Origin of the sequence: Sinorhizobium americanum (assembly GCF_001651855.1) — a bacterium.
GTDB lineage: Bacteria > Pseudomonadota > Alphaproteobacteria > Rhizobiales > Rhizobiaceae > Sinorhizobium > Sinorhizobium americanum.
This window is the reverse complement of record NZ_LNQC01000039.1, coordinates 92,074-117,949: the sequence shown is the minus strand read 5'-3', so window position 1 is coordinate 117,949 and position 25,876 is coordinate 92,074. Positions and strand designations below refer to the sequence as shown.

25 protein-coding genes are annotated in these 25,876 nt (G+C 61.2%); 13 read left to right on the top strand and 12 right to left on the bottom strand.

Annotation, left to right across the window (positions count from 1 at the left end; genetic code table 11):
• Window positions 1–327: 327 nt before the first annotated feature.
• Entirely contained in the window at window positions 328–1,059 is a 732-nt protein-coding gene (locus ATC00_RS04130; protein WP_064252061.1) for a helix-turn-helix domain-containing protein, read from the bottom strand.
• A 423-nt stretch (window positions 1,060–1,482) separates the two neighbouring features.
• On the opposite strand from ATC00_RS04130, the gene ATC00_RS04125 reads away from it, so the two are divergent.
• The 6 genes from ATC00_RS04125 to ATC00_RS04105 all read left to right on the top strand — a co-directional run bounded on the left by ATC00_RS04125 (window position 1,483) and on the right by ATC00_RS04105 (window position 4,876).
• The gene (locus tag ATC00_RS04125) at window positions 1,483–1,800 is read left to right on the top strand and encodes a hypothetical protein (RefSeq protein WP_064252060.1); all 318 of its coding nucleotides are present in this window, start codon (window positions 1,483–1,485) and stop codon (window positions 1,798–1,800) included.
• Between the two features lie 9 nt (window positions 1,801–1,809).
• Window positions 1,810–2,193, top strand: coding sequence for a hypothetical protein (locus ATC00_RS04120; RefSeq protein ID WP_064252059.1), 384 nt, complete (start codon window positions 1,810–1,812; stop codon window positions 2,191–2,193).
• A 16-nt stretch (window positions 2,194–2,209) separates the two neighbouring features.
• Window positions 2,210–2,371, top strand: a complete 162-nt coding sequence (locus tag ATC00_RS32865; protein WP_153045168.1) for a hypothetical protein — start codon at window positions 2,210–2,212, stop codon at window positions 2,369–2,371.
• 12 nt (window positions 2,372–2,383) lie between these two features.
• Window positions 2,384–3,781, top strand: coding sequence for an APC family permease (locus tag ATC00_RS04115; protein ID WP_064252058.1), 1,398 nt, complete (start codon window positions 2,384–2,386; stop codon window positions 3,779–3,781).
• A 116-nt stretch (window positions 3,782–3,897) separates the two neighbouring features.
• A complete protein-coding gene (locus tag ATC00_RS04110) occupies window positions 3,898–4,596 on the top strand; it encodes a hypothetical protein (RefSeq protein ID WP_064252057.1) in 699 nt (232 codons plus the stop codon).
• A gap of 10 nt (window positions 4,597–4,606) precedes the next feature.
• Window positions 4,607–4,876 carry a hypothetical protein gene (locus ATC00_RS04105; RefSeq protein WP_064252056.1) on the top strand — a complete coding sequence of 90 codons (270 nt, stop codon included), beginning with the start codon at window positions 4,607–4,609 and terminating at the stop codon, window positions 4,874–4,876.
• Window positions 4,877–5,053: 177 nt separating this feature from the next.
• Here the strand turns inward: ATC00_RS04105 and purU are convergent, their stop codons facing one another.
• The 6 genes from purU to ATC00_RS04075 form a co-directional block, all read right to left on the bottom strand.
• Window positions 5,054–5,938, bottom strand: a complete 885-nt coding sequence (gene purU / locus ATC00_RS04100; RefSeq protein ID WP_064252055.1) for a formyltetrahydrofolate deformylase — start codon at window positions 5,936–5,938, stop codon at window positions 5,054–5,056.
• A gap of 79 nt (window positions 5,939–6,017) precedes the next feature.
• The gene (glnT, locus tag ATC00_RS04095; RefSeq protein WP_064252054.1) at window positions 6,018–7,325 is read right to left on the bottom strand and encodes a type III glutamate--ammonia ligase; all 1,308 of its coding nucleotides are present in this window, start codon (window positions 7,323–7,325) and stop codon (window positions 6,018–6,020) included.
• Between the two features lie 74 nt (window positions 7,326–7,399).
• Window positions 7,400–8,728, bottom strand: coding sequence for an FMN-binding glutamate synthase family protein (locus ATC00_RS04090; RefSeq protein ID WP_064252053.1), 1,329 nt, complete (start codon window positions 8,726–8,728; stop codon window positions 7,400–7,402).
• Between the two features lie 15 nt (window positions 8,729–8,743).
• The gene (locus ATC00_RS04085; RefSeq protein ID WP_064252068.1) at window positions 8,744–9,430 is read right to left on the bottom strand and encodes a GltB/FmdC/FwdC-like GXGXG domain-containing protein; all 687 of its coding nucleotides are present in this window, start codon (window positions 9,428–9,430) and stop codon (window positions 8,744–8,746) included.
• A gap of 38 nt (window positions 9,431–9,468) precedes the next feature.
• Entirely contained in the window at window positions 9,469–10,374 is a 906-nt protein-coding gene (locus ATC00_RS04080; RefSeq protein ID WP_064252052.1) for a class II glutamine amidotransferase, read from the bottom strand.
• 275 nt (window positions 10,375–10,649) lie between these two features.
• The gene (locus tag ATC00_RS04075; RefSeq protein ID WP_064252051.1) at window positions 10,650–11,621 is read right to left on the bottom strand and encodes a GlxA family transcriptional regulator; all 972 of its coding nucleotides are present in this window, start codon (window positions 11,619–11,621) and stop codon (window positions 10,650–10,652) included.
• A gap of 92 nt (window positions 11,622–11,713) precedes the next feature.
• Here ATC00_RS04075 and ATC00_RS04070 point away from each other — a divergent pair, with 92 nt between their 5' ends.
• Genes ATC00_RS04070 through folD form a run of 5 tightly spaced genes read left to right on the top strand, consistent with a single transcriptional unit; the run spans window position 11,714 to window position 17,704 of the window.
• Window positions 11,714–12,964 carry a sarcosine oxidase subunit beta family protein gene (locus ATC00_RS04070; RefSeq protein WP_064252050.1) on the top strand — a complete coding sequence of 417 codons (1,251 nt, stop codon included), beginning with the start codon at window positions 11,714–11,716 and terminating at the stop codon, window positions 12,962–12,964.
• A 24-nt stretch (window positions 12,965–12,988) separates the two neighbouring features.
• Window positions 12,989–13,267, top strand: coding sequence for a sarcosine oxidase subunit delta family protein (locus ATC00_RS04065; RefSeq protein WP_064252049.1), 279 nt, complete (start codon window positions 12,989–12,991; stop codon window positions 13,265–13,267).
• Entirely contained in the window at window positions 13,264–16,227 is a 2,964-nt protein-coding gene (locus ATC00_RS04060) for a sarcosine oxidase subunit alpha (protein ID WP_064252048.1), read from the top strand. Before ATC00_RS04065 ends, ATC00_RS04060 begins: the two co-directional genes overlap by 4 nt.
• Window positions 16,220–16,753, top strand: coding sequence for a sarcosine oxidase subunit gamma family protein (gene soxG / locus ATC00_RS04055; protein ID WP_064252047.1), 534 nt, complete (start codon window positions 16,220–16,222; stop codon window positions 16,751–16,753). Before ATC00_RS04060 ends, soxG begins: the two co-directional genes overlap by 8 nt.
• A 27-nt stretch (window positions 16,754–16,780) precedes the next feature.
• Window positions 16,781–17,704 (top strand): bifunctional methylenetetrahydrofolate dehydrogenase/methenyltetrahydrofolate cyclohydrolase FolD, encoded by a 924-nt coding sequence (gene folD / locus ATC00_RS04050; protein WP_064252046.1) that lies wholly within the window; start codon window positions 16,781–16,783, stop codon window positions 17,702–17,704.
• Between the two features lie 382 nt (window positions 17,705–18,086).
• On the opposite strand, the gene ATC00_RS04045 is transcribed toward folD, so the two are convergent.
• Complete coding sequence (locus ATC00_RS04045; protein WP_064252045.1) at window positions 18,087–18,974, bottom strand: LysR family transcriptional regulator; 888 nt, start codon at window positions 18,972–18,974, stop codon at window positions 18,087–18,089.
• Between the two features lie 96 nt (window positions 18,975–19,070).
• Between ATC00_RS04045 and ATC00_RS04040 the strand changes: the two genes are divergently transcribed.
• Window positions 19,071–19,970: an EamA family transporter gene (locus ATC00_RS04040; protein ID WP_064252044.1), complete on the top strand. Its 900-nt coding sequence runs from the start codon at window positions 19,071–19,073 to the stop codon at window positions 19,968–19,970.
• Window positions 19,971–20,146: 176 nt separating this feature from the next.
• Here ATC00_RS04040 and ATC00_RS04035 read toward each other — a convergent pair whose 3' ends face one another.
• Together ATC00_RS04035 and ATC00_RS04030 are read right to left on the bottom strand one after the other, a co-directional pair.
• Complete coding sequence (locus ATC00_RS04035; protein ID WP_064252043.1) at window positions 20,147–20,926, bottom strand: helix-turn-helix transcriptional regulator; 780 nt, start codon at window positions 20,924–20,926, stop codon at window positions 20,147–20,149.
• Between the two features lie 720 nt (window positions 20,927–21,646).
• On the bottom strand, window positions 21,647–22,132 hold the full coding sequence (locus ATC00_RS04030) for a hypothetical protein (protein WP_153045167.1): 486 nt from the start codon (window positions 22,130–22,132) through the stop codon (window positions 21,647–21,649).
• Between the two features lie 338 nt (window positions 22,133–22,470).
• Between ATC00_RS04030 and ATC00_RS04025 the strand changes: the two genes are divergently transcribed.
• The gene (locus ATC00_RS04025) at window positions 22,471–22,668 is read left to right on the top strand and encodes a hypothetical protein (protein ID WP_064252041.1); all 198 of its coding nucleotides are present in this window, start codon (window positions 22,471–22,473) and stop codon (window positions 22,666–22,668) included.
• 54 nt (window positions 22,669–22,722) lie between these two features.
• Here ATC00_RS04025 and ATC00_RS04020 read toward each other — a convergent pair whose 3' ends face one another.
• Window positions 22,723–24,624, bottom strand: coding sequence for a potassium transporter Kup (locus tag ATC00_RS04020; RefSeq protein WP_064252040.1), 1,902 nt, complete (start codon window positions 24,622–24,624; stop codon window positions 22,723–22,725).
• Between the two features lie 265 nt (window positions 24,625–24,889).
• On the bottom strand, window positions 24,890–25,819 hold the full coding sequence (locus ATC00_RS04015) for a sensor domain-containing diguanylate cyclase (RefSeq protein ID WP_064252039.1): 930 nt from the start codon (window positions 25,817–25,819) through the stop codon (window positions 24,890–24,892).
• Window positions 25,820–25,876 lie beyond the last annotated feature (57 nt).

Here is a 25,876-nt window from a genome sequence, read left to right as displayed (position 1 = left end):
TCGGGATGCTGGTCAAACGTCAACGTTTGGAAGGAAGACTGGCGACGTGAAGCGTGGTTGAGACCATGAGCGTTCGGAGTCCTGATGCCCCAATTGATCAAGAATGGCAGCCGCCACTCGCAACTCGACGAGATCGTCAATGCCTTCTCATAGCTGCCGGCCTTTGCCCGTCAGAGCTTCACCGTCGAACGCGGTACCGAGTTTCGCTCGTTCCAGCGGGAAGGTAAATGGCCGGCGATGCATCCCTGGCGAGAGCCCGCCAGCATTGTCTATTGCGGGTACTGCGAAAGACCGTTTTGGCTCGACCGCAGCAGCGGCGCGACGCCTTCAATCCCCCCCGCGGCCGCGCGGATAGGAAATGATCGAGAGATAACGGATTGGCAAATGTGTCAGTTCTTCCGGCCCGTGCGGTGCGTCGGCGTCGAAAAACAGACTGTCGCCCGAGGTCATACGGTAAAGATTGTTGCCGTGCCGGTAAACCACCTCACCTTCCAACATGTAGAGGAACTCCAAACCGTCGTGCTGAAACGTTGGAAACACGTCGGAATCTTCTGTCAGCGTGATGAGGTAGGGCTCGACAACAACACCAGCCGTGTTCGAGCCGATGTGGCCGAGGAGGTTGTACTGGTGGCCGGCGCGGGTGCCGCGGCGCTCGACATCAACACCCTCCCCCGCCTTGACGAATACGGCGCTGCGTTCCTCTTCGAAACCGCGGAAGAAAGAGGTGATCGGTACGCCGAGCGCGCGCGAGAGCGTTTGCAAAGTTGTCAGTGACGGCGACGTGTTGCCGTTTTCAATCTTCGACAGCATGCCGACTGAAATGTCGGTCGCCGCAGAAACATCAGCGACCGTGATGCCGAGCTTTTTGCGAAAGGTACGGACTTCGTGTCCAATTGCTACCTCCAGCACCTTTTCAGGGGTGTCACGGATCGCATGCGGATCTTGGGTCAATGGCGCGACCCGCGCCGCTCCTGCCGCCGTCTTGGGAGCGGCGGCCATAACTGTCGCCGTGCCATTTTTTTTTGAGTTTCTGTGCGTTTCCGCTTTTGCCTTGGCCATGCCGATCTCGCTTCGATTTTTTACTGAAGGTAAATATTCTTGCGTCCTTGCACAACGGTTACCCGGTGTGGCCGGCGACAATGGGCGTTTGATCGCCGCCAGCACGAGTTCCTGGTTGCGTCCACCAATCCCGTTAGCACGGTCGGCTCGCCGCCAGCGACGATGGCGACGGGGCCGCGTCGCGCTGCTTGTCAGATCGGTGAAAATTTTCAACGCGCCGTTCATTGATAAAGATCAATTTATTCAATGGAATTGCATCCGGGTTCCAAACGCGACCGCGGCGCTTCACTTGACAGTGATTTCACTTTGCCTAACATTCCTAGCAGGCAAATATTTTTGCCCTGCAGAAAATACGGCTTTCCGTACCAAAACCATAATAGACCCAAAGCGGCTGGAGGAGGAACCAATGGAGGAGGAAAGTGAATGGAAGCGACACTGAGTAACGCTCGCGCAGGCGCGAGTTTCAACCAGCGCATCGATGCGATGCATCGACGCGATCGCATCTGCCTTTCGGCGTTCGTCGTGGTGCTGTGGTGCACCCTGCTATTCGCGCTGTTCAGCGTCTGGCCCTACATCTCGACGCCGGCGATCGGCATCATCCTGACCGTCGCGTGCGGCCTGGTACTGCTCTTCAACACGGCGGCTATCGTGGCCATGCTACGCCATTACGAGGAAGACAAGCACTTCATCTACGGCCTCGACCTCAAGCATCTCGACGAGATGCGCCGTCGAAGCCGCTAGGAGGCATTCATGGCATATGAACCTCCGAAACAGAGCCTTGCGGGCCAGATCTTCGACGTGGTCACGTTGCTCGTGCTCACTATCGGCGCACTCTATATACCGCTCTATCTCGGTCTTGCCGGGGCGGCCAAGGTGCCCAATCCGATTGCCAACCCGACCTGGGAATCGCTCGGCCAGAACGCGACCGAACAGCAACAGTGGGCAGCGCTTGGCATCACTGATCCTGCCGCGGCCAACGACATCATCACCGCCCGTTTCGACTACAGCTTCAGTTGGTCGTCACTCATCATCATGGCCGTGCTCGTCATCGGCTACTTCGTGATGGTGGTACGGCTTTCCGACAGGGAATACCGCGAAGTCATCGAAGAACGCTTCGGCACGAAGCGGCGCTAGGAGGCTAGCTTTGGTCATGTGGAACATACTCGAATACGCGGCCTGGGCGCTTTCGGCGCTGTTCGGCTTGCTGATGATCGCCGACCTCGTCCGCATCGACACCACCTACGACAACGAGCTGCTGATCTCTTCTCGCGAAGGCGAGATCGAGGCGACCGCAGAACGCCACGAGATCTGAGGGGGAGCAGCAATGGAAAATGTCACATCAACGGCAGCCGGGGCGGAGCGCCTTCGGCTGGCGAGAGTGCTTGGACCCGCGCATGTTTGGGCACTTGGAGTCGGCATCGTTCTTGTCGGCGAATATATGGGCTGGAACTTCTCGGTCGGCAAAGGCGGCATGATCGCTGGCCTGATGGCCTGCTGGGTCGCCGGCCTGCTCTATACCTGCGTCGCCATGATCGACTCGGAGGTGACGTCGACGGTTGCGGCAGCCGGCGGCCAGTACGCCCAGGCCAAGCATATTGTCGGCCCCCTTATGGCCTTCAACGTCGGCCTCTTCCTCGTGATGGCCTATACAATGCTAGAAGCCGCCAATGCCATCACGGTTGGCTTCCTGCTCGATACCGTGGCAGGCATGCAGGGCCAAGCCGGGCTTAACCAGCAACCATTCATCGTCCTCTCCATCATGTTCCTGGCTTGGCTCAACTATCGCGGCGTGCTGGCGACGCTGACCTTCAACCTGGTGATTACCGCGATCGCCTTTATCGCGATCATAGCCCTGTTCGTGTCGGTGCAACTCGGCGCCTCGGCAGTACCGCTCGACTTCTCGGCCATCACATCCGATCCCCTGCCCTATGGCTGGGTGGGTATCGTCGCATCGCTGCACTTCGGCCTTTGGTACTATTTGGGCATTGAGGGTACTTGCCAGGCGGCTGAGGAAGTGCGCTCCCCTGCCCGCTCGCTGCCCTATGGCACCATGGCCGGTATCATGACGCTGCTGATTGCGGCCACCATGACCTGGTATATCTGCTCGGGCCTCATCCCATGGGAATATCTCGGCCAGGCCGGCACACCATTGTTCGACGCCGCCCGCATCACCGGCAACACCGGGTTGATGGTCCTGCTCTTCGTTGGCACGGCGTTTGCCACGCTCGCCTCGGCGAACGGCTGCATCAACGACGCTTCCCGCGCTTGGTTCTCGATGAGCCGTGACCGCTATCTGCCAAGCTGGTTCGGTGCGGTCCATCCGGTCTACCGCACTCCCTATCGGGCGATCGTGTTCCTGGTTCCGATCGCGCTCATCTTCGCGCTCGGCGCCCCGCTTGATCAGGTCGTGACCTTCTCCATCCTGTCGGGCTTGCTCGGTTATACCTTCATGACCTTCAACATGGTGATGTTCCGAAACAAGTGGCCGCTCGACAAGATCAAGCGCGGTTACGTGCATCCGTTTCATCCGCTGCCGACGATCGTGCTGCTCATCCTGTGCTCGACCGCCTATTTCGCCGTGTTCCTCGGCTATGGCACGCAGCTCAGCGCAATGATGTGCTTCTACATCGTCGCTTCGCTCTGGTTCCACTTCCGGCGCTACAAGTTCGTTCGCCGCGGTGACCAGTTCACCATGCCCTGGCCGAAGCCAAACGGCTATTGATCGGGTCACGGTCGGCAGCACCTGCGTGCCGCCGACCGATCCCCTGCGCTTCAACTCCTGCATCTGTCCGAGGCGCTTGCCGCGCCAAAGCCTGCAGTCAAAATCAGGGCGATCCCATGATCACCACCATCGCTTTCTCTGCCTTCGTTGCAGCTTCCGGTATATGGATGGGCACGCGCGCCGTTCAGGATCATCGGATAGCCATGGACGAGCGCCGCCGCCTCTTGGACGCGGCGGCACAGCGGTTTCAAGGCGCCCACATCACCTACGGCGCAGATCAGTTTCCGATCCTGGCCGCCAAGCTCGGCGACGGGCGGCAGATAAGGGTGGACATCGTCGCCGACACCATGGTCTGCCGGCGCCTTCCGCAATTGTGGCTGAAGCTCACTCTATTCGAAGCCGCCGCATGCGCACGTCCCAAGATCGGCGCTCTGGCGCGGCCGACCGGAGCCGAGTTCTATTCGCTCGTCCACGGTATGCCGCATTTATTGACCTTACCCTCCACCGGTGTCGCCCTCTTGATGCGCGGCGACGCCAGCGCCTCATGCGAGCAGATCGAACGCGCCGGAGCCATGTTTGGCACCCTGTTTGCCGATCCGACACTCAAGGAAGCCGCGATTACTCCGCGCGGCGTGCGGCTCGTCCGCCAAGCGGCGCAGGGCGAACGCGGCGCTCATCTGCTGTTGCGTCAAGCCCGCTTTGCAATCACGTCGATTGCGCCTGAGGTCGTCCTCAGGATGATCGCCGAGGCGCAGAGCTTGAGCGATTGCCTGGCGGACGCGAATCCCGCTCTTGCCGCTCCCGCTGCCGCCTGAGGAGATCGCCATGGCCAAGCCGATCAATCCCTATCTGGTGCTCGCACTGGCGACGGTGCTGCCTGGCGCCGGCCATGTCGCCGTGCGCGATACGACGCGCGGCCTGACCTTCGCCTTTTTCGTCGTGTTCTTCTCGGTCATCACCTACATGACGACACCCCCCGATCGCTCCTTCCTCGGGCGGCATGCCGGCGGTCTGTTCGTCTGGGCCCTGTCGATCCCTGACGCTTATCGCCGCGCCCGCATACGCACGGCCACGGCCGCTAAGGCCCGAGGTTGATTACAGCGTTGAGACGCCGTCGGTGCGCCTCTCCAGAATTTATCGGGGAAGCAGCATGCGGATCGCTGGCGGCCCAAGCTTTCGGGCCGACGCACGTCGATCAAGCGAGATACGTGGACGCTGGACCGGACATAGACCCCCGTCACGCCGCTTGAGGTTGATTTCGCCCGGCCGCCCTCACCCCATTCTTTCCGATGCGTAGGAACCGGGACTCGGGGGAGACACGATCGTGCGAGCACCATTGAGAAAGACGCGGCGGTGAATATGGGCGTGAATCGCACGCGCAAGGACCTGCGCTTCGACATCTCTGCCGAGCGAGACATAATCGTCCGCGCTCTGGGCATGGGTGATCCGGACCGTATCCTGCTCGATAATCGAACCTTCATCGAGGTCGGCCGTCACGTAATGCGCCGTGGCACCGATCAGCTTCACACCGCGCTGATAGGCCTGCTTGTACGGATTGGCACCCTTGAAGCTCGGCAGGAAGGAGTGGTGAATATTGATGATTTTGCCGGACATCGTTTGACACATCTTGTCCGATAGGACCTGCATGTAGCGGGCAAGCACGATCAGTTCCGTGCCGGTGCCTTCCACCAGTTCCATGATTTTGGCTTCCGCGTGAGGCTTGTTTTCCTTCGTCACCGGAATGTGGTGAAACGGGATGTCGTGATTGACGACGACCTTCTGGTAGTCGAAGTGATTGGAAACAACCCCGACGATGTCGATGGGCAGCCCGCCGATCCGCCAGCGGTAGAGAAGGTCGTTCAGGCAATGACCGAAACGCGAGACCATCAGCAGCACCTTCATGCGCTCCGACTGGTCGTGGAGCGTGGTCTCCATCTCGAACTTTTCGGCAATCGGCTTCAGCCCTGCAGTCAGGTCCGCACGCGTCGCTCCCTTCTCCGAGATGAATCCGACACGCATGAAGAACCTGCCGGTGCCGAGGTCGTCGAACTGGGAACTGTCGGTGATATTGCAGCCCATTTCCGCCAGAAATCCGGAAATGGCAGCGACGATGCCGCGGGTGGACTTGCAGCTTACGGTCAGGACGAAGGTCGTCATGTAGTGCTCTCTCTGTAATCGACCTTTAAAATCCCCGTGCCGAAGCACGGGGGAAGCCGCAAAGCGGCTGGGGGGATGCTTAGACGTCGAGTGTGGTTTGATGCTCCCACTCGGTGAACTGCGAGCAATAGGTGTTCCACTCGCCCTGCTTGAGTTTCAGATAGGCATCGGAGAACTCCCTTCCGAGCGCTTCCTGCAGTGCTTCATCCTTGCTGTATTCTCTCAGCGCATCGAGCAGGTTGAGCGGAAGCTTGGGCGCATCGGTCACCTTGTGGCCGTCCTTGTACATGTCGATGTCGTGGTGCGGGCCGGGATCGGCCTTGGAACGGATGCCGGAGAGCCCTGCCGCGATGATGATCGCCTGCAACAGGTAGGGATTGACCGCGCCGTCCGGCAGGCGCAGTTCGAAACGGCCGGGGCCGGGCACCCGCACCATGTGGGTTCGGTTGTTGCCGGTCCAGGTCACCGAGTTCGGCGCCCAGGTTGCGCCGGATATGGTGCGCGGCGCGTTGATGCGCTTGTAGGAGTTCACCGTCGGATTGGTGATCGCCGCAAGGGCGCTGGCGTGTTTCATGATGCCGCCCAAGAAGGTGCGGCCCTGCTCGGAAAGCCCGAACTCGGCCCTCTTGTCGGCAAAGGCGTTGATCTCGCCTTCGAGATCCCAAACAGAGATGTGGCAATGGCAGCCATTGCCGGTCAGACCCTTGAACGGCTTCGGCATGAAGGTCGCCCTGAGCCCGTGCTTCTCGGCGACGGATTTCACCATGAACTTGAAGAAGGAGTGCTTGTCGGCCGTCTTCAGCGCGTCGTCATATTCCCAGTTCATCTCGAACTGGCCGTTCGCGTCCTCGTGGTCGTTCTGGTAGGGCTTCCAGCCGAGCTCGAGCATGTAGTCGCAGATTTCGGCGATCACGTCGTAGCGGCGCATCACCGCCTGCTGGTCGTAGCATGGCTTTTCTGCCGTATCGAACGTGTCGGAAATCTTCGAGCCATCCGGCGAGATCAGGAAGAATTCCGGCTCGACGCCGGTCTTGACGCGAAGCCCTTCCTTTGCGGCTTCGGTGATCATCTTCTTGAGCACGACGCGCGGCGCCTGTTCGACCGGCATGTCGTCCATGAAGCAGTCGGCTGCAACCCAGGCGACATCCTTCTTCCAGGGAAGCTGGATGACCGAGGCAGCATCCGGCAATGCGAAAAGATCCGGATGAGCAGGCGTCAGATCGAGCCAGGTGGCGAAGCCGGCGAAGCCCGCACCCCCCTTCTGCATATCGGCGATCGCTTCCGCGGGGACCAGCTTGGCGCGCTGTCCGCCGAAAAGATCAGTGTAGCTGATCATGAAATACTTGACGCCCTTGTCGCGGGCGAATGTAGAGAGATCCAGTGTCACGTTGTTCCCCTTTTTGGATTCAAGACACTCAAAATCAAAACAGGCCGCACCCTCTCAAGTGCGACCTGTCAAAATCAGAAACCACCCTTGCCCGGGTACCAACTCGTTCCCGCGAGCGGCACCTGCGCCATCGCTGCGGCCTCCATCGTCAGTGCACAAAGATCTTCCGGCTCCAAATTGTGGAGGTGGTTCTTGCCGCAGGCGCGCGCGATCGTCTGGGCTTCCAGCGTCATCACCTTCAGGTAATTGGCGAGGCGCCTTCCGGCCGCGACCGGATCAACGCGCTGCATCAGTTCCGGATCCTGCGTCGTGATGCCGGCCGGGTCCTTGCCTTCGTGCCAGTCATCATAGGCGCCGGCCGTTGTGCCGAGCTTCCGGTACTCGTCCTCCCATTTCGGATCGTTGTCGCCGATGGCCACCAGCGCAGCCGTGCCGATCGCCACGGCGTCCGCCCCCAGCGCAAGTGCCTTCGCGGTATCCGCGCCCGAGCGGATGCCGCCGGAAACGATCAGCTGCACCTTGCGATGCATGCCGAGATCCTGGAGCGCCTGGACGGCGGGGCGGATGCAGGCAAGCGTCGGCATGCCGACATTCTCGATGAACACGTCCTGTGTCGCCGCCGTACCGCCCTGCATGCCGTCGAGCACGACGACGTCGGCGCCGGCTTTCACGGCGAGCGCCGTGTCATAATAGGGTCGCGCGCCGCCGACCTTCACATAGATCGGCTTTTCCCAATCGGTGATCTCGCGCAGTTCCATGATCTTGATCTCGAGATCATCGGGGCCGGTCCAGTCGGGATGGCGGCAGGCCGAGCGCTGGTCGATGCCCTTCGGCAGGTTGCGCATGTTGGCGACGCGGTCGGAAATCTTCTGGCCGAGCAGCATGCCGCCGCCGCCGGGTTTCGCCCCCTGCCCGACAACCACCTCGATCGCGTCGGCGCGGCGCAAATCCTTCGGGTTCATGCCGTAGCGGGACGGCAGATACTGGTAGACCAGCGTCTCGGAGTGGCCGCGCTCCTCGTCGGTCATGCCGCCGTCGCCGGTTGTGGTCGAGGTGCCGGAAATCGTTGCGCCGCGGCCGAGGGCTTCCTTGGCGGGGCCGGAAAGCGCCCCGAAGCTCATGCCCGCGATGGTGATCGGGATCTTCAGGTGAATCGGCTTCTTGGCGTAGCGCGTACCGAGAACGACCGACGTGTCGCATTTCTCGCGGTAGCCTTCGAGCGGATAGCGAGAGATTGACGCTCCGAGAAATAGCAGATCGTCGAAATGCGGAACCTTGCGCTTCGTGCCGGCACCGCGAATGTCATAGATGCCCGTCGCCGCCGCACGGCGGATCTCCGCAAGCGTAAAGTCGTCGAAGGTCGCTGACTTGCGCGGCGGGGTGAAGGGGTTGTGATAGGTCATGATAGTCCCTCGCCTTTAGTACGCGTCAGCGTTGTCGATGTTGAAGTTGTAGAGCTTGCGCGCCGAGCCGTAGCGCTTGAACTCTTCCGGCCGCACATTCTTGACGCCCGCTCTGTCCAGCAACTCGGCGAGCTTCTTGAGGTGCTCCGGACGCATTTCCTTCTCGATGCAATCGGCGCCGAGGCTCTTGACGCTCCCGCGCACGAAGAGCTTCGCCTCATAGAGACTGTCACCCAACGCATCGCCGGCATCGCCGAGCACGACGAGATGGCCGGACTGGCCCATGAAGGCCGACATGTGGCCGATGCTGCCGTGGACGACGATATCGATGCCCTTCATCGAGATGCCGCAACGCGACGCGGCATTGCCTTTGATGACGAGCAGGCCACCGCGTCCGGTGGCGCCGGCATATTGCGAGGCGTCGCCTTCTATGACGACCGTGCCGGACATCATGTTTTCGGCGACACCCGGACCTGCCGAGCCGTGGACGGTTACGGTGCCGCCGTCATTCATGCCGGCACAATAGTAGCCGACGCTGCCGCGCACATTGACGGTGACCGGCTGGTCGATCCCGACGGCAACGGCATGGCTGCCGCGCGGATTGACGACTTCGAAGTTCGTGTCATTCGTGCCCGGCGCGATGGCGTGCAGCGCGCTGTTCAGTTCGCGCAGCGGAGTGCTGGCAAGATCGAAAACGCGCATCGCTTCCAGACTTTCTCGTTTTACGCTGGCGTCCATGGTTATGCAGCCTTCTCATGATCCCAGAAATAGACGGTGGCGGGCTCCGGCTCCCAGACGCGCGCGTCTTCGATGCCCGGCAGGTTGACGAGTGCCCGGTATTCGGAACCGAAGGCGACATACTGGTCGGTTTCGGCCATGACCGCCGGCTTGCAGGCGATCGGGTCACGCACGACGCCGAAACCGGACTTGGTGCCGACCACGAAGGTGAAGAAGCCGTCGAGATCGTCGAGCGCGGTCGTCAACGCCTCGCCCAGATTCTTGCCTTTGGCCATTTCCGCTGTCAGGTAGGCGGCAGCCACTTCCGAGTCGTTCTGCGTCTCGAAGGCCATGCCCTCGCGGATCAGCTCGCGGCGCAGATTGTTGTGGTTCGACAGTGAGCCATTGTGCACCAGGCATTGGTCCGACCCCGTCGAGAACGGGTGCGCGCCAAGGGTCGTGACCGCCGATTCCGTCGCCATGCGGGTGTGGCCGATGCCATGCGTACCGCTCATTGAGCGGGCGTCGAAGCGAGCAACGACGTCCTTTGGCAGGCCGATCTCCTTGTAGATCTCGACGCTGTCGCCCGAACCCATGACGCGCACATCCGGGCGAATGGAAGCGAGAACGGAGCGAACATCCGCGAGCCTGGCCGCCGCAACCGAGATGATAGCGTGGGTGCTCTTGATGGCGACGCGAGCCGGCAGACCTGCTTCAGCGAGGTCCCGTTCAAGGTCTGCGAAATCGACGGCAGGTTTGGCCGACTGGATCGTTACCTTCGCCCTGCCGTCTGTCGCGGGCCCATAGATGGCGATCCCCGCGGAGTCGGGGCCCCGATCAGTCATGGTAATCAGCATGTCCGAAAGCAGTTGGCCAAGCTGAGGCTCAAGCCTGCTATCCTTCAGAAACAAACCAACAATGCCGCACATCGCGCAGTCCCTCCGTTTGTGCATGAAAAATTGGTACCACGGCCCTTTTCGTCGATCAACTGGCACGAATATTTTTTTCTTAGGAGGCAATAAATACTGACTGCGAAAACCTCATCCGGCGGCGAGCCGGCGCTCCAAAACAGAGATCCCTGAGTGCTCGCAGCAGGAGATGAGAGAGATGTGACGCGGCCTGGCCTACGCTCGCGTGCAGGGGCCGAAGTTCAGGTCATCGCCGTGCAATTGCGTGTCGTCAGCTATTGCCAAATGAAGAAGGGCTATGTTCTGTCCCGGCGGCGCAGGCTTCCCGGCGTCTCCGCAAACAGGCGCTTGAACGCGTTCGAAAAATGTGCGGGGCTGGAAAAGCCGGTGGCGTAGGCGATCTCCGGAATGGAGAGCGGGCTCTGCTGCAACAGCCGGCGGGCGTGGCGCAGCCGGATCTCGCGGTAGGTTTCTAGAAAGCCGAGCCCGCGATGTTCCTTGAAAAGCCGATCGAGATGCCGCGGGCTGACACCGGCCAGCCGAGCCATGCTGGTCCGGTCGAGCGGCCGTTCGATCGCCGTCTCCATCTTCTCGAGGACGGTCAGGAGGGCGGGATGATTGGTCCCGAACCGCTCGGCGACCGAACCGCGCTGAGGAGCTGCAGGCTCGGCGACAGCCGCGTGCAGATACCAGTCGCTGACCCGGCGGGCAAAATCGGCACCGAGTCGTTCGGATATCATGGCATGCATCATGTCAAGCGGCGCCACCCCGCCGCCGCAGGTCGCTACCCCACTGTCGAGCACAAAGCGCGCGTGTCGCGGGTTGAGATGCGGAAAAGCCTCTTTGAGCGCAGGTGCGTGTTCCCAGTGAATTGTGAAGTCTCGGTTGTCGAGCAGGCCGGCAGCGGCGAGCACGAAGGCCCCGCTGGAAATGCCGCCGATCCGAACGCCGAGACGCGACAGCCGCCGTAGCGTCGTGTGCGACGCAGACGTATCCGCCCAATCGGATGGCTCGCCGCCCGCGCAAACGAAGACGGTATGGCAGGTTTCCCCCTCGCTCTCCAAGCCCGTGCAACCGATCGATACGCCGGAGGATGATGTAATCGGTCCTTCCTCCTGCGCCAGGGGGACGACCTGGTAGAGCATTCCGCCGGCGAGAAGATTGGCCGCACGCAGCGGCTCCGTCGCCGATGCATAGCTCATCAGCGCGAAATTTCGAACCAACAGGAAGCCGATCCTCTGAGTGTTCTTGCCGTCCGAAAGAACCATGCCCGATTCTTACATTGATGGGTCCTATATTTGCAAGTCGATCGGCGATTCAGGTGCTAGCTTCTCCTAGGATTTCTTATGGGGCGGCATCCATGCGCTACTCTGCACTTTCCATCCTTCTCAATGGCCTGCGCGGAAACAGGAACTGGGCACCCGCCTGGCGCCAGCCGGAACCCAAATCGCATTACGACGTCATCATTGTCGGAGGCGGCGGCCATGGCCTTGCGACGGCCTATTACCTCGCCAAGGAATTCGGCATCACCAAGGTCGCGGTGCTGGAGAAGAACTATATCGGCTCGGGCAATGTCGGCCGCAACACGACGATCATCCGCTCCAACTATCTGCTCCCCGGCAACAATCCGTTTTACGAGCTTTCCATGAAGCTCTGGGAGGGGCTGGAGCAGGATTTCAATTTCAACGCCATGGTCTCGCAGCGCGGGGTCCTGAACCTCTATCATTCCGACGCCCAGCGCGACGCCTATACGCGGCGTGGCAACGCGATGCGGCTGCATGGCGTCGATGCCGAACTCCTGGATCGGGAGGCGGTGCGCAAGATGTTGCCTTTCCTCGACTTCGACAATGCCCGCTTTCCCATCCGAGGGGGGCTGTTGCAGAGGCGCGGCGGCACGGTCCGACACGATGCGGTCGCCTGGGGGTATGCCCGCGGTGCCGACAGCCGCGGCGTCGATGTCATCCAGGGCTGTGAGGTGACCGGGATCCGTCGCGAAAACGGCCGCGTGACGGGCGTCGACACCAGCCGCGGCTTCATCGGCTGCAATACCTTGGCGCTGGCAGCGGCCGGTAATTCGTCTCAGGTGGCAGAAATGGCCGGCCTCAAGCTGCCGATCGAAAGCCATGTACTTCAGGCCTTCGTGTCGGAAGGTTTGAAGCCCTTCATCGACGGTGTGGTCACGTTCGGAGCCGGGCATTTCTACGTTTCGCAATCGGACAAGGGTGGCCTTGTCTTCGGCGGCGACCTCGACGGCTACAATTCCTATGCGCAGCGCGGCAACCTTGCGACCGTCGAACACGTCGCGGAAGCCGGCAAGGCGATGATTCCGGCGCTGTCGCGGGTCCGCGTGCTGCGTTCATGGGGCGGCATCATGGATATGTCGATGGATGGCTCGCCGATCATCGACCGGACGCCGATCGACAATCTCTATCTGAACGCGGGCTGGTGCTACGGCGGCTTCAAGGCGACGCCCGCCTCCGGCTTCTGCTTTGCGCATCTGATCGCGCGCGGCACCCCGCAGGAGACCGCCGCCGCCTTCCGGCTCGACCGTTTTGAGCGCGGCTACCTCATCGACGAGAAGGGCCAGGGCGCCCAGCCCAATCTTCACTGATTTCGCGACCAAGGAAATTCCGAAATGGCAAGCCTCGTGCCCTGCCCCCACTGCGGGCAAAGACCAAAGGAAGAATTCACGATCAAGGGAGCGGCTCTGGCGCGTCCAGCAGCAGATGCGGATGCCGTCGATTGGTTCGACTATGTCTACCTTCGCGACAACCCGCGCGGCGCCTATGAGGAATATTGGCACCATACCTCCGGTTGCCGCCGTTGGATCGTCGTCACGCGGGACACCGTGACGCATGAGGTGGCTGCGAGCCGCGATGCGGCTGACCGCGCTCGATCGGAGGCGCGCACATGAGTTCCTACCGTTTGACCAAGGGCGGTCTTGTCGATCGCAACGCGCCGCTTTCCTTCACCTTCGACGGCAGGCCGCTACGGGGATTTGCCGGCGACACGCTCGCCTCGGCGCTGCTCGCAAACGGCCGGATGCTGGTTGGCCGCAGCTTCAAATATCACCGCCCGCGCGGCATACTGACGGCGGGCGCCGCAGAGCCGAACGCCCTGGTGACTATCGGCCGCGGCGGTCGCACCGAGCCGAACACGCGCGCCACCATGCAGGAGCTCTACGAAGGTCTGGAGGCGCAGAGCCAGAACCGCTGGCCGTCGCTCGAATTCGACGTCGGCGCGCTGAACGGCCTCCTGTCGCCCTTCCTTGGCGCCGGCTTCTACTACAAGACCTTCATGTGGCCGGCGCCGCTTTGGGAGAAATTCTACGAGCCCGTGATCCGCAAGGCCGCCGGCCTCGGCAAGGCAAGCTACGAATCGGATCCCGACGCCTATGAGAAGAGCTGGGCCCATTGCGACCTGCTCGTCATCGGAGCAGGGCCGACCGGCCTTGCCGCGGCGCTGACTGCAGGGCGCGCCGGTGCACGGGTCATTCTCGTCGACGAGGGCGCGCTGCCTGGCGGTTCGCTGCTATTCGATACTGCAACGATTGACGGCAAGGCCGCCGCCGATTTCGCCCGCGATGCGAGCGCCGAACTGCAGTCGATGCCCAATGTTCGGCTGATGATGCGCACGACCGCCTTCGGCTGGTACGACGGCAACGTCTTCGGTGCGGTCGAGCGCGTGCAGAAACATGTGCGCGACCCTGCGCGCCAGCTTGTCGTCGAGCGGCTGTGGCGCATCGTCGCGAGGCACGCGCTGCTTGCGTCCGGCGCGGAAGAGCGCCCGCTCGTCTTCGGCGGCAACGACCGTCCCGGCGTGATGATGGCGAGCGCCATGCGCACCTATCTCAATCGATACGGCGTCGCGCCGGGCCGGGCAACCGCCATCTTCACCACCGACGACAGCGGCTATGCGCTGGCGCGCGATCTCGAAGCGGCCCACGTCGACGTAGTCGCCATCGTCGACAGCCGTTCATCGGCCGGCGTCGACTACCGCGGCAAGGCGCGCCTGATCCGAGAGGCGGTCGTTTGCGGCACGAAAGGTCGAAAGGCGATTTCAGCGATTGAAGTTCACCGCGGCGGGCAAACGGAGACCATCGCGGTCGATGCGCTCGCCATGGCGGGCGGCTTCAGCCCGATCATCCATCTCGCCTGTCATCGAGGCGGCAAGCCCGCCTGGTCGGCAGAAAAAGCTGCCTTCCTTGCCCCCGACGGCTTGAACGGCCTCGACCTCGCAGGTGCCGCCGCAGCGACGACAGACCTCGCAGCCTGCCTCGCGGAAGGTGCCGCACGGTCTCAAGCGATTGTCACGGCGTTCGGCTTGTCGTGCCCGCCCGTTGTCCTGCCGAAGGTTGAAGGAGACGAAGGGACACATGACTCAAAGCCGCTGTGGTCGATCCCCGGCGTCAAGGGCAAGGCTTTCGTCGATTTTCAAAACGACGTGCATCTCAAGGATATCGGCCTTGCCGTCAGCGAAGGCTACAGCCATGTCGAGCTTGCCAAGCGCTACACGACGAACGGCATGGCCACCGACCAGGGCAAGCTCTCGAACGTCAATGCGATCGGGCTGATCGCCAAGGCACGCGGCGTCTCGCCCGCCGAGGTCGGAACGACGACCTTCCGGCCCTTCTATACGCCGGTGTCCTTCGGCGCGCTGACAGGCGCCCATACCGGCCATCATTTCCAGCCGGTGCGCAAGTCGCCGCTCCATGATTGGGCGAAGAAGCACGGCGCCGTCTTCGTCGAAACCGGACTCTGGTATCGCTCCTCGTGGTTTCCGCGCAATGGCGAACAAACCTGGCGAGAAAGCGTCGACCGGGAAGTGCTGAACGTGCGGCAGAATGCCGGCCTCTGCGACGTCTCGATGCTCGGCAAGATCGAAATTTCTGGCAGCGACGCCGCCGAGTTCCTGAACCGCGTCTATTGCAACGCCTTCCTCAAGCTGCCCGTCGGCAGGGCGCGCTACGGCCTTATGCTGCGCGAGGACGGGATGATCTATGACGATGGCACGACCAGCCGGCTCGAGGAAAATCGCTTCTTCATGACGACGACGACCGCCTATGCAGCCGGCGTCATGAACCACCTTGAATTCTGCGCACAGGCTTTGTGGCCGGAACTGGACGTGCGTCTCGCCTCGATCACCGACCAGTGGGCGCAGATGGCGATTGCCGGCCCGAAGGCACGCACGATCCTTCAGAGGATCGTCGACGAGGATATTTCCGATGCGGCCTTCCCCTTCCTCGCCGCGAGGGAGGTCTCGCTGTTCGGCGGCGCTCTTCACGGTTGCCTCTTCCAGATTTCCTTCTCGGGCGAGCTCGCCTACGAGCTTGCCGTCCCGGCCGGTTACGGCGAAAGCGTCGCAGATGCGCTGATGGAAGCCGGAAGGGATCACGGCATCATGCCCTATGGGGTCGAGACGCTGAGTGTTCTGCGGATCGAGAAAGGCCATGTGACGCACAATGAGATCAACGGCACGGTGGTGCCGGCCGATCTCGGCTTCGGCAAAATGGTCTCGGCGAGCAAGCCCGATTTCATCGGCAAGGCGATGCTTCAGCGCGAGGGACTGGCTGCGTCCGACCGGCCGCAGTTGGTGGGCGTCGTGCCGCTCGACCCGAAGCAATCGTTCCGCAGCGGCTCGCATGTTCTCGCCAAGGGAGCAGCGGCCACGCTCGAGAGCGACCAAGGCTATGTGACCTCGAGTGCCTATTCGCCACATATCGGATCGACCATCGCTCTGGCGCTGGTCAAGAACGGTTCCAGCCGCCACGGCGAAGAGGTGGTGGTGTGGAATGGCCTTCATGGCGAGTCGACCCCCGCGCGTCTGTGCAACCCGGTTTTCTTCGACCCTCAGAACGAGAGGCTCCATGTCTGAATTCCGCCCGACCCTTCGCCCCGCGCTTGCCACCAAACAGGCGGTTGCCTCCGCTGCGCTCAAGCTCTCGCCATTGCCGGAAGGCACGATCGTTCATGTGCTCGCCCGGCCGGGAGAACAAGATGTCGTGTCCTTCCTCGGCAGCCTTGCCAAACCGGCTGCGCATGCCGTGCGCCCGGTTTCGCCCGGGCAGTGGTTCATCGTTCACGAAGAGCCAATGCCCCACAAGGAGATGAAGAGCCTTTTTGCCGCTTTAGAACCGCGCGCCACCGGCGTCGATCAGAGCCACGGCCGCGTCCGCATCCGGATCGAAGGGAAAATGGCGTCTCGTGCGCTCTCGAAAGGCACCGCAGTCGACCTTGACCCGTCCGCCTTCCCGGTCGGGCAATCCGCGGTGACACTGATCGGCCACATTGCGGCCCACGTGACCCGGGTCGGCCCGGAAGCCTTTGAAATCATCGTGCTTCGCGGCTTTGCCGAAAGCCTCTGGGACGATCTGGCGCGAATGAGCCTTGAATTTACCTGAACCGCCACTTTCTTTGTGAGAGCGAATATGACGACGATCATCGACGGCAAAGCCGTTGCCGCTTCCATCATCGGCGCGATCAAAGGCGCAAATGCCGCACTGCGGGCACAGACCGGCAAGAAGACCGGGCTTGCCGTCATTATCGTCGGCGACGATCCTGCAAGTCATGCCTATGTCGGCGCAAAGAGCCGCATGGCCAAGGAGTGCGGCTTCTTTTCTGTCCAACACACCCTGCCGAAAGAGACGACACAGGACCAGCTTGCGGCCTTGGTGCATAAGCTCAACGGCGATGACGGCATCCATGGAATTCTCGTGCAACTGCCCTTGCCGCAGCATCTCGACGCGGAAACCATCATTCAGTCGATCCGGCCTGAAAAGGACGTCGATGGCCTGCATGTTGCCAATGCCGGAAAGCTGGCAACCGGCGACCTGAAGACCGGACTGATCTCCTGCACTCCCGCAGGCGCGATGGTCTTTGTCAGCAGGGTGCATGGCCGCGACCTTTCCGGACTGAATGCGGTTGTAATCGGCCGTTCCAATCTTTTCGGCAAGCCGATGGCGCAATTGCTTCTGAATGCCAACGCGACCGTCACGATAGCGCATTCGCGCACGAAAGATCTTTCCTCCATCTGCCACAATGCCGATATCCTCGTCGCAGCGGTCGGCCGACCCGAAATGGTCAAGGCGGAGTGGGTGAAGCCGGGAGCCACAGTCATCGATGTCGGGATCAATCGTGTTGCCGCACCTGAGAAGGGCGAGAACAACACGAAGCTGGTCGGGGACGTCGCCCTTGCCGAATGCGCGCCCGTCGCGTCCGTCATTACGCCTGTTCCGGGGGGCGTTGGGCCCATGACCATCGCCATGTTGATGGCGAACAGCGTGATTGCCGCTCACAGAGCAACCAGCCTGAAGGTCCCCAAGCGGCTGTCGACTCTACTATTGGCTGAGTGATAGCGTCGCAGCTGCTGGGCCGCCCTCACGCGAGGATTCCGCCCACGCGCCTCCGTCGTAGGATGCCGACGGAACCGAAACTAGCCAGCAACAAGTCTCGAATGCGGAGCAAAACGCGCTTCCCGTCGATTTCCGACCATAGGCGAGTGCGGCCGCTCCCCGAGATTGCCAGCGATGTCCGGTGTTGGACGCGAGAGGTGACACTGCACGAAAGGTCCCTACAGCCTGGTTGCTGAGTTCGTCAGCACCGCCGAAGACTCTGCCTGTTTCGGGCTGGGTTTGAACAGAACTATGTCGCAACAATGTCATTCGACCTTCCGGTAGGGCGGAGGATGGAATTCCCGCATCGGGTCAATTTTTGTCTAAGCTCGCCCACTCCTCGTCACAGCGCAGGCATTCGACGATCCGATGAAGCCTGCAACTCGTCGGCGACAAATTCCCAGAGGGCTCCGATTGCGCCCGACGAAAGGTCCTTTCCCTCGGCGACGAAAAGCCCGAACTCCACGAGGGGAGCCGGCGGCATTCCGTCTGCCCCGTTCAGGACCTTCATCGTGTCGTGCCGTATGCCAACGTCGAGCAGCACGGCGACGCCGAGACCAGCTTCAATGGCGGATTGGATGGAGGAAAGGCTGGCGCTGGTGAGCACCGTGCGCCAGGGTCTCGCGATCGCGTTGAGGGCTCCGATCATCCTGCGGTCCCAGGTGCAGTTGCCGTCGAAGGTGATCAGCGGCAACGGCTCCTTATCCGGCACGACGAAGCCGCGCGCGGCCACCCACCTCAAAGGCATGCGCCAGGTGTGCGCCGGCTCAGCGCTGATCTCCGACGGGTCGCCAATTGCGACGTCGATGAGCCCAAGCGAGAGCTTCTGCGAAAGCGCCGTACTATCGGCGACGGCGAGATCGAGTGCCACATCGGGATAGGACGCGGCAAAACGCTGCAACGCCTTCGGCAGCGAGCCGACGGCAATGTCTTCGGTCATGCCGAAACGGATGGGACCATGCAGAGCCCTGCCGGAAAGCGCCCGCCGGGCGCTTGCGCTCAAGCCCAATATCTTCTGTGCATAGGGAAGGAGAACATTGCCGGCCTCGGTCAAACCCATGCCGCGCGGCCCGCGCATCAAAAGCTTCGCCCCGAGGTCGTCCTCCAGACGGCGCAATTGCATGCTGACCGCTGCCTGGGTCCTCGCCAATCGAACAGCGGCCGCGCTAACGCTACCGCATTCCGCCGTCGCGACGAAGGCGCGCAGCAGCCCGGCCTCCAGATCTCGCATATCAGAAACCTTTATATCTGTATCAGGATTATCAGCGTTCCTTATTTTTAAGAGCTTGCTATTTCTGATCAAGAGGGAAAGCGAAGGATTTCGAACATGACGGAAACGGAGACGACTGCGGGCGAAATCTGGACTGCGCCGGCGAAGGGAGCAGACGATCGCGGGCGCATTTACCTCGCGATCGTCTTCTGCCTCCTTTCCATGGCGAGCGTCCAGTTCGGCGCGGCACTTACGAAGCCGGTGATGCAGGAGCTCGGACCATCCGGCACGACTTGGCTGCGGCTTTGCTTCGCGGCCCTCGTTCTCGCGCTTTTCGTCCGTCCACCCCTCCTTAGCTATGGAAAGCGGCATTGGTTCGCCGCTGCAGCGCTCGGCACCGCAATGGCGATGATGACGCTTTGCTTCTTCGCCGCGATCGAGCGCATTCCCCTCGGCCTCGCTGTCGCCATCGATTTTCTCGGACCGCTCACCGTCGCCACGATCTTCGCCGGCGGCAGATGGCGGCTCGTCTGCCCCGCCGTTGCTGCGGCGGGCGTACTCTTCCTTTCCTGGGACGGCGGCGCCTGGGTCGGGGATAGGCTCGGCGTGCTTCTTGCCCTCGGCGCGGCGGTCGGCTGGGGCAGCTATATCGTCCTGATGAAACATGCCGGGCAGCGGTTCAGCGGACTGGAAGGTCTCTCCGTTTCGCTCCTCGTTGCCGCCCTTGTGGCGACGCCATTCGGCTTCCGTCAGGCTGTCTTCGGTCTCATGCCTGAACTCGCCCTTATGACTGGGCTACTCGCCCTCCTGGTGCCACTGCTTCCCTATGCCCTGGAATTCGCCGCGCTCCGTTGGATGAAGGCATCCGCCTTCGGCATCCTGATGAGCCTTGAGCCCGCCATTGGCGCTGGCGTCGGCTTCATCGTGCTGGGGCAGGAACTGACGCCAAGCCAGATGCTCGGCGTGGCGCTGGTGGTGACCGCAAGCGCCGCCGGCACGATGTCGCGCCAAGCGTGAGATATTGACCTAGCCATCCTGCAGTTCCGTAAAGACGCTCTGTACCGCGTCCGGGCTCGCTGATTAGATCAGTTCCCGTCACGCGATTATGTGGCGAAAGCCGCGCAGAATCCCTATCGTGTGAGAAGCCGCAGTGCTGTAATCGCGGTGCCACGGCATTCAAGCCGACACTTCGGTCAGGGCGTCCGCATGATTGGTGCGGAGCGAGCCGATATCAGCGTCGCTTCCAAGTAGCGCGACGCGGCCTCCGTCCGATTGCGCACGTTCATCTTGTGGTAGATGTTGCGGACATGCACCTTGACGGTGTTTTCGGCAAGTCCGAGACGATCGGCGATGATCTTGTTCCGCGTGCCCATGCATACGAGATCGAGAATCTGGATCTCGCGGGTGCTCAGGAGGTTTTGGGCAATGTCGGTCTTGCGTTCCATATTAATATCTTCTGAAGTCGCCTGATTTTGCGCGACAACGCCGCCCGCTGCGAACCCTCTCGACGCCAGGCGCCGAAGCAAGGCAGCGGGAAAATGCTCGCCGCCCTTCATCAAGAGATCGATGGCGCTAAGGCATACGTCGAGATTGAAATTCAGGAGCAGCACGCCTTGAAGCAAGCCTTCGTCGACAAGTGCCGCGATCGACGAGCCGAGCTCGTCCGCATTCTGCACCATTATGCCGATCGCGGCATTTGGATGGAGCTCGTGAATCGTCCTTATGATCGATGGAAATACTGCTGCCGGCAGACGATAGACCATGACCAGGCTTACGTCGATAAGGTTACCGTCCAGAAGACCCTCGGTATCGGAAAGGCTTACGACGTCTTGCTCTTGAAACCGCGTTCTGATCGCCTGCGTCAGACACTCGGACAAAAGATCGCTCTTCGCGAGTATGACGACCTTGCTTTTCTTCGGCGAAACCTTATTGCGCTCTTCAATATTGCTCAAGGTCGAGCTCGTTCGGTCCATTTTACGCTCCTTGGAACTATCTAATTCTTTATGGTTCTGTTTATATACTAGTCATCCTCGATGAAATAGTGGTGAAAAACATGGATTATTGAAATCATCACGATATTATCTATCAATATTGCGCATTAATTGTGTGTTTTATCGATACAATTAATGAGCGTCATTGTCATTATCGCCAAGTTCCGATAATTATCGCGCCGTTCATTTCTACTCACGATGGACTAGCTCCGATCGCCGTCAACCAGGGCGTTGCGCCTGAGCAGCGATGCTTCTTTGGTGGGCAAGCAGGCGCTGAGCCGGCTCTCCGGTCTCATCGGGCCGACCATGGCCAGCGGCGTTGCTGGAACCGTCGCGAGCCGGCATCGTTGTAGGGAATCGCTCCGTATCCAGCGCGTCCTCATGCGAAGCTAACGGACTTCTGCAACCGTGCGGCTCAACCATTGGATGCATTTCATCATAGAATGGATTGGAGGGTTGGGGGAATGCACCAGGCCGGACCGAAACGGAAGCGAATTCAGCAGTTGAACTTCTTGGCTCGGCTCGCCGCGCCAGCTCTCCTTTTGGCAGCAGCAATCACCGCGGCCGAGTGGCTGAGCTAGGGAGCGTTGCGGCTAGCTGTGTTGTCGGTACTCGAGGGACATGCACGCCGTTAACATATGACACCCGGATTCGCCAGAAATCTCGAGGGGGAACTCGCCGGCGGCAAATATCGATATCTGCTCAAGTTCGCTCGCCGCGCGGCAAATGCTGCTCGGTGACTAGCTTGGGTTCGGTTCGCAATATCTGGGAGTACCCGCTGGCACAGAACGCGATTTTTCCTCCCGTAGGCGAGTTCAAGCGGATCGTCCAATGCCAGAAATCGAATGGTCGAGCCAGACGCTCTCGGGTAACGTGGTCGATAGACAGCTCATTCATCGCCGTACGCCCGTCACTGTCCCCGTGATCTATGGCAATCTGCAGATCAGCGACATCATGAAACGTCAACGTCGCCGGCGCTACGCGGAAGCGAAACTCACCAGAGGCCCCACAAAGCCACTCGGCGATGAAGTCGATGTCGAGCACCAGATCGCTGCGCCAGTCCTGCTTTTCCGGATCACCGATCTTGAAGCTGATCCCGTAGATCAGATTGTCGTGCCATCTCCAGACGAGATCGTCATCGAGTGTGCGCCTGTCCTCGGAGTCAGTTGCCATCAAACCAGTTCCCATGCCCATTCATCTCCTCGCCAAGCAAGGAAGCGCGATCCCCATCGCGATCCGTTAGGTCTGCCGCGCTGGGCGCCTTTTCAGACGCGCAGCGGTCGGTTTTGCGCCGGCTTAGAGCCCGTTGTTGCCACGCTTCATCGCCCATTCGGGTCATCTGCTAATCCTTGACTGTGGCGCCTGTTGTGCGAGCCTAAAGGCAGAGGAGGCCGAGCCCTTCAGACAGAGCTACCGGTTAAGCGGCATGGGCGAAGCCCCCAAATTTTGGTCCCACTGACTCACCCTACCAGCACCCGTTCTCGAAGGCGGGGGGCACCCCCTTCCCCATTCTATGGGAGGCTTCCATGTTCAACAGCAAGGACTGGCACACGCACGAGACCGAGGCTTCATCGGCTTTCGCTGTCGGCGTCCTGCTTCTGTCGATCGGCCTCATCGTCGCCTATCTGGTGCTAGCGGCCGGTGTCGCCGGCGACAAGCGGCCGAGCGTCAAGGTCTATGCACCACTGACCGAGGAGAGGCTCAACGCAGCCGGAAGGTCGTGAGCGAAACCGAAACTGTCACGAACGCCTCCGCAGGGCTACAGTGACACTTGGTTGCTAGATAATCACCTGTTCTCCCAACTCAACGACGCGATTGGCGGGCAGATGGAAGTAGTCAGTCGGGTCGATTGCCGAGTCAGCCATCGCTATGAACAGTCTGTCCTGCCATCTCGGCATGCCCGAGGCGGGATCCGGAACGAGCTTGCGCCGGCCGAGATAGAAGGACGTCGACATGATCTCGAATTTGAAACCCTCCTTGCGGCAGCGCGCCAGCGCCCGCGAGACATTCTGGTCGTCCATGAAGCCGAATCTCAGTTCAAGCTTGCTGAACCGCTCGGACAGCTTCGTCAGCGTGTAGCGGTCCTTCTCCGCGACATAGGGCACCCTCGCCGTTTTGATGGTCAGGATGACGTTGTGCTCGTGGAGCACATGATTGTGCTTGATGTTGTGCAGGAGGACAGACGGGGTCGTCTCCGGCGTGGCGGTCAGGAAGATCGCCGTTCCCGGGACTTCGACCGGAGCGTGCTCGGACTTTCGTTCGACGGCAGCGATGAACTGGTCGAGCGGCACTTCCAGACGCGCCGTCTTCTCGCGCAGAAGCTGCACGCCTCTCCGCCAGGTCCACATGATCGTGATCAACGTTCCGGCGAAAAGGATCGGCACGAAGCCGCCATGGTGAATCTTGAAGAGGTTGGCGCCGAGAAAGACCATTTCCAGCAGGAACAAGGGGAGCAGGACTGCAATGGCAGTCAGCACGGCCCAGCCCCACTGCCGGCGAACGAACTCGAATGCGAGAATCGTGTCGATCAGCATGGCACCGGTGATCGAGACGCCATAGGCGGGTGCGAGGGATTCGGAACTGCCGAACACAAACAAAAGGACGAGCACCCCGATGAGGAGCGCCGTGTTGACCAAGGGCAGGTAGATCTGGCCCGTATGCGTTTCCGAGGTGTAGCAGATCTCGAAGCGAGGCAGGAAGCCGAGGTGGATGGCTTGCCGCACGAGCGAGAACGCGCCGGTGATCACCGACTGGCTGGCAATGATGGTCGCGAGCGTGGCAAGGATCACCACCGGCAACAGGGCCCAGCTCGGAAACATCAGGAAAAACGGGTCGGAGATCGCCTCCGGATGCGACAGGATCAGCGCGCCTTGGCCGAGATAGTTCAAGGTCAGCGCCGGGAATACGACCGCAATCCAGGCCGCCTGGATCGGCGCGCGGCCGAAATGCCCGAGATCGGCGTAGAGAGCCTCCGCTCCCGTGACCGTCAGGAACACAGCCCCAAGGATGATGAACCCGACGAAGCCAGCATTCCATAGGAAAACAACGGCGTGCACGGGATTGAAGGCTCCGAGGATCGCCAGATCGTCGCCGATGTGGGCAACCCCGGCTGCGCCCAGAACCAGAAACCAGATGAGGGTGATTGGCCCGAAGAAGATAGAGACGGCGCCGGTGCCACGCGACTGAACGGCAAACAACAACACCATGATCGCGACCGAGATCGGCAGCACATAATCGTGCAAAGCCGGCGTCACGAGCTTCAGGCCCTCGACGGCGGAGAGCACCGAGAGCGCTGGTGTGATCATCGCGTCGCCGATGAAGAGCGACGCACCGAAAATGCCGGTAAAGAACATCAGCACCGGATACTTGGTCCCCTTCTTCATCAACAGCGCAAGGAGAGCCAAGGTGCCGCCCTCACCATTGTTGTCGGCGCGAAGCAGCAGAATGACGTATTTGATGGTGACGATGATCGTCAGCGTCCAGATGACCAACGAGATGAGGCCGATCACCTCTGCCCGCTCGACACCGCCCGCCGCAAAGGGGCGCAATGCCTCACGGAACGCATAGAGGGGGCTGGTGCCGATGTCACCGTAGACTACTCCCACGGATCCAAGCATGAGGGCGAGAAACTGGCGCAGGCCGCGGCCCTGTTCCGGTGCATGGTCGACGGAGGCGGTCATTGGTTCTCCACGTCAGAGAGTCCCCGGAGTGACGGACGCGCATGATGCTGCTCCCCCAGGCGGGGCACCAACCTCTCTGCAACGCGCGGAAATCGGAGAAGTTTCCATCTTCGTACAGGACTGTACCGCCGACTTCCACGCCCGTGAAACGGAATCCAGCAGAAATCCGTCCCCTGACCCGGGGCCGGCAGCCGATGCAGGAGTGTGCTGACGGGTCGGCAGTGCCGTCGTTGAACCGTTTCCGGCCGGAGAACTGCCCGCCCGGCTACCCTGCAACTGCCGATCGGTCTGGATCGGGTTCGTCCAAGTGAATGCGGTCACGACCGGCGAGCTTGGCCATGTAGAGCGCTCGGTCGGCGCGGGCATACAGGCTTATCGCCGTGTCACCCGGATGAGCACCCGCGATGCCGGCTGAGAACGTGTATCCGAAATCGGGCCGCTCCTGAAGCGGACGGGACCTGCGCACAGAGGCGAGCATTCTTTCGAGGATCAATCTGGCCTGCTCGACGGGAGTGGCCGGCAGGGTAAGCACGAATTCCTCGCCGCCCACTCTTCCGAAGCAGTCGGTGCGCCGCACCAGGCGGTGAATGCGCATGGCGAAATCCCGCAGGATCGCATCGCCGGTCTGATGGCCGAACTGGTCGTTGATGCTCTTGAAACGGTCGATGTCCAGCACGCAGAGGCAGCCTGGCGAGCTCTGCTCGTTCCGCTGCAGCATGTCCTCGATTCTCGCCGTGACGAAGCGGCGGTTGGCGACGCCGGTCAGTTCGTCCGTGTAGGAGGCCTTGATCGCCAGGTCCCGATCCTGTCGCACCGTGCGCGTCTTGGCCTTGAGGCCGGTCACATCGGTGGCGACGCAAAGCATCCAGCCATCTTTCTCGACGGTTTCGGTCATCCAAAGCCAGCGCCCATCGAACAGATCGGTTTCAAAAGACCTGAAACCGACTTTGCCGCGGCGCGACTGGGTCGATCGCAGCCATTCCTCGAAATCTCCTGCGCGAATGACGGTTCCGCGTTGGGCATGAAAGTTCCGCCGCATCAGGTCCGGCCAGAGCGGCATCTCATCCGGTGTGATGAAATAGGCTGACCGGAACGCCGCATTGGCGTAGTGCAGCCTGTCGAACCCGTCATAGGCTGCGACGAGAACCGGAGAAGTCTCGAAGAGTTCAAAGAGTCGCCTGGTATCCTTCGCCATATCTTCGACGTTAGACAGTCTTCGTTAAAGGAAGCAATAAGCCGGCGGTGCGAATTC

Excerpts from the sequence above, each read along its gene's own strand:
- ATC00_RS04030 (WP_153045167.1), bottom strand. The coding sequence starts at position 22,132 with ATGGGAACTGGTTTGATGGCAACTGACTCCGAGGACAGGCGCACACTC.
- ATC00_RS04075 (WP_064252051.1), bottom strand. The coding sequence starts at position 11,621 with ATGGTTCTTTCGGACGGCAAGAACACTCAGAGGATCGGCTTCCTGTTG.
- ATC00_RS04110 (WP_064252057.1), top strand. The coding sequence starts at position 3,898 with ATGATCACCACCATCGCTTTCTCTGCCTTCGTTGCAGCTTCCGGTATA.
- purU (WP_064252055.1), bottom strand. The coding sequence starts at position 5,938 with ATGACGACCTTCGTCCTGACCGTAAGCTGCAAGTCCACCCGCGGCATC.
- ATC00_RS04125 (WP_064252060.1), top strand. The coding sequence starts at position 1,483 with ATGGAAGCGACACTGAGTAACGCTCGCGCAGGCGCGAGTTTCAACCAG.
- ATC00_RS04065 (WP_064252049.1), top strand. The coding sequence starts at position 12,989 with ATGGCAAGCCTCGTGCCCTGCCCCCACTGCGGGCAAAGACCAAAGGAA.
- ATC00_RS04060 (WP_064252048.1), top strand. The coding sequence starts at position 13,264 with ATGAGTTCCTACCGTTTGACCAAGGGCGGTCTTGTCGATCGCAACGCG.
- ATC00_RS04070 (WP_064252050.1), top strand. The coding sequence starts at position 11,714 with ATGCGCTACTCTGCACTTTCCATCCTTCTCAATGGCCTGCGCGGAAAC.
- ATC00_RS04090 (WP_064252053.1), bottom strand. The coding sequence starts at position 8,728 with ATGACCTATCACAACCCCTTCACCCCGCCGCGCAAGTCAGCGACCTTC.
- ATC00_RS04025 (WP_064252041.1), top strand. The coding sequence starts at position 22,471 with ATGTTCAACAGCAAGGACTGGCACACGCACGAGACCGAGGCTTCATCG.
- ATC00_RS04080 (WP_064252052.1), bottom strand. The coding sequence starts at position 10,374 with ATGTGCGGCATTGTTGGTTTGTTTCTGAAGGATAGCAGGCTTGAGCCT.
- ATC00_RS04045 (WP_064252045.1), bottom strand. The coding sequence starts at position 18,974 with ATGCGAGATCTGGAGGCCGGGCTGCTGCGCGCCTTCGTCGCGACGGCG.
- ATC00_RS04120 (WP_064252059.1), top strand. The coding sequence starts at position 1,810 with ATGGCATATGAACCTCCGAAACAGAGCCTTGCGGGCCAGATCTTCGAC.
- ATC00_RS04020 (WP_064252040.1), bottom strand. The coding sequence starts at position 24,624 with ATGACCGCCTCCGTCGACCATGCACCGGAACAGGGCCGCGGCCTGCGC.
- soxG (WP_064252047.1), top strand. The coding sequence starts at position 16,220 with ATGTCTGAATTCCGCCCGACCCTTCGCCCCGCGCTTGCCACCAAACAG.
- ATC00_RS32865 (WP_153045168.1), top strand. The coding sequence starts at position 2,210 with ATGTGGAACATACTCGAATACGCGGCCTGGGCGCTTTCGGCGCTGTTC.
- folD (WP_064252046.1), top strand. The coding sequence starts at position 16,781 with ATGACGACGATCATCGACGGCAAAGCCGTTGCCGCTTCCATCATCGGC.
- ATC00_RS04085 (WP_064252068.1), bottom strand. The coding sequence starts at position 9,430 with ATGCGCGTTTTCGATCTTGCCAGCACTCCGCTGCGCGAACTGAACAGC.
- ATC00_RS04040 (WP_064252044.1), top strand. The coding sequence starts at position 19,071 with ATGACGGAAACGGAGACGACTGCGGGCGAAATCTGGACTGCGCCGGCG.
- ATC00_RS04105 (WP_064252056.1), top strand. The coding sequence starts at position 4,607 with ATGGCCAAGCCGATCAATCCCTATCTGGTGCTCGCACTGGCGACGGTG.
- ATC00_RS04035 (WP_064252043.1), bottom strand. The coding sequence starts at position 20,926 with ATGGACCGAACGAGCTCGACCTTGAGCAATATTGAAGAGCGCAATAAG.
- ATC00_RS04115 (WP_064252058.1), top strand. The coding sequence starts at position 2,384 with ATGGAAAATGTCACATCAACGGCAGCCGGGGCGGAGCGCCTTCGGCTG.
- ATC00_RS04130 (WP_064252061.1), bottom strand. The coding sequence starts at position 1,059 with ATGGCCAAGGCAAAAGCGGAAACGCACAGAAACTCAAAAAAAAATGGC.
- ATC00_RS04015 (WP_064252039.1), bottom strand. The coding sequence starts at position 25,819 with ATGGCGAAGGATACCAGGCGACTCTTTGAACTCTTCGAGACTTCTCCG.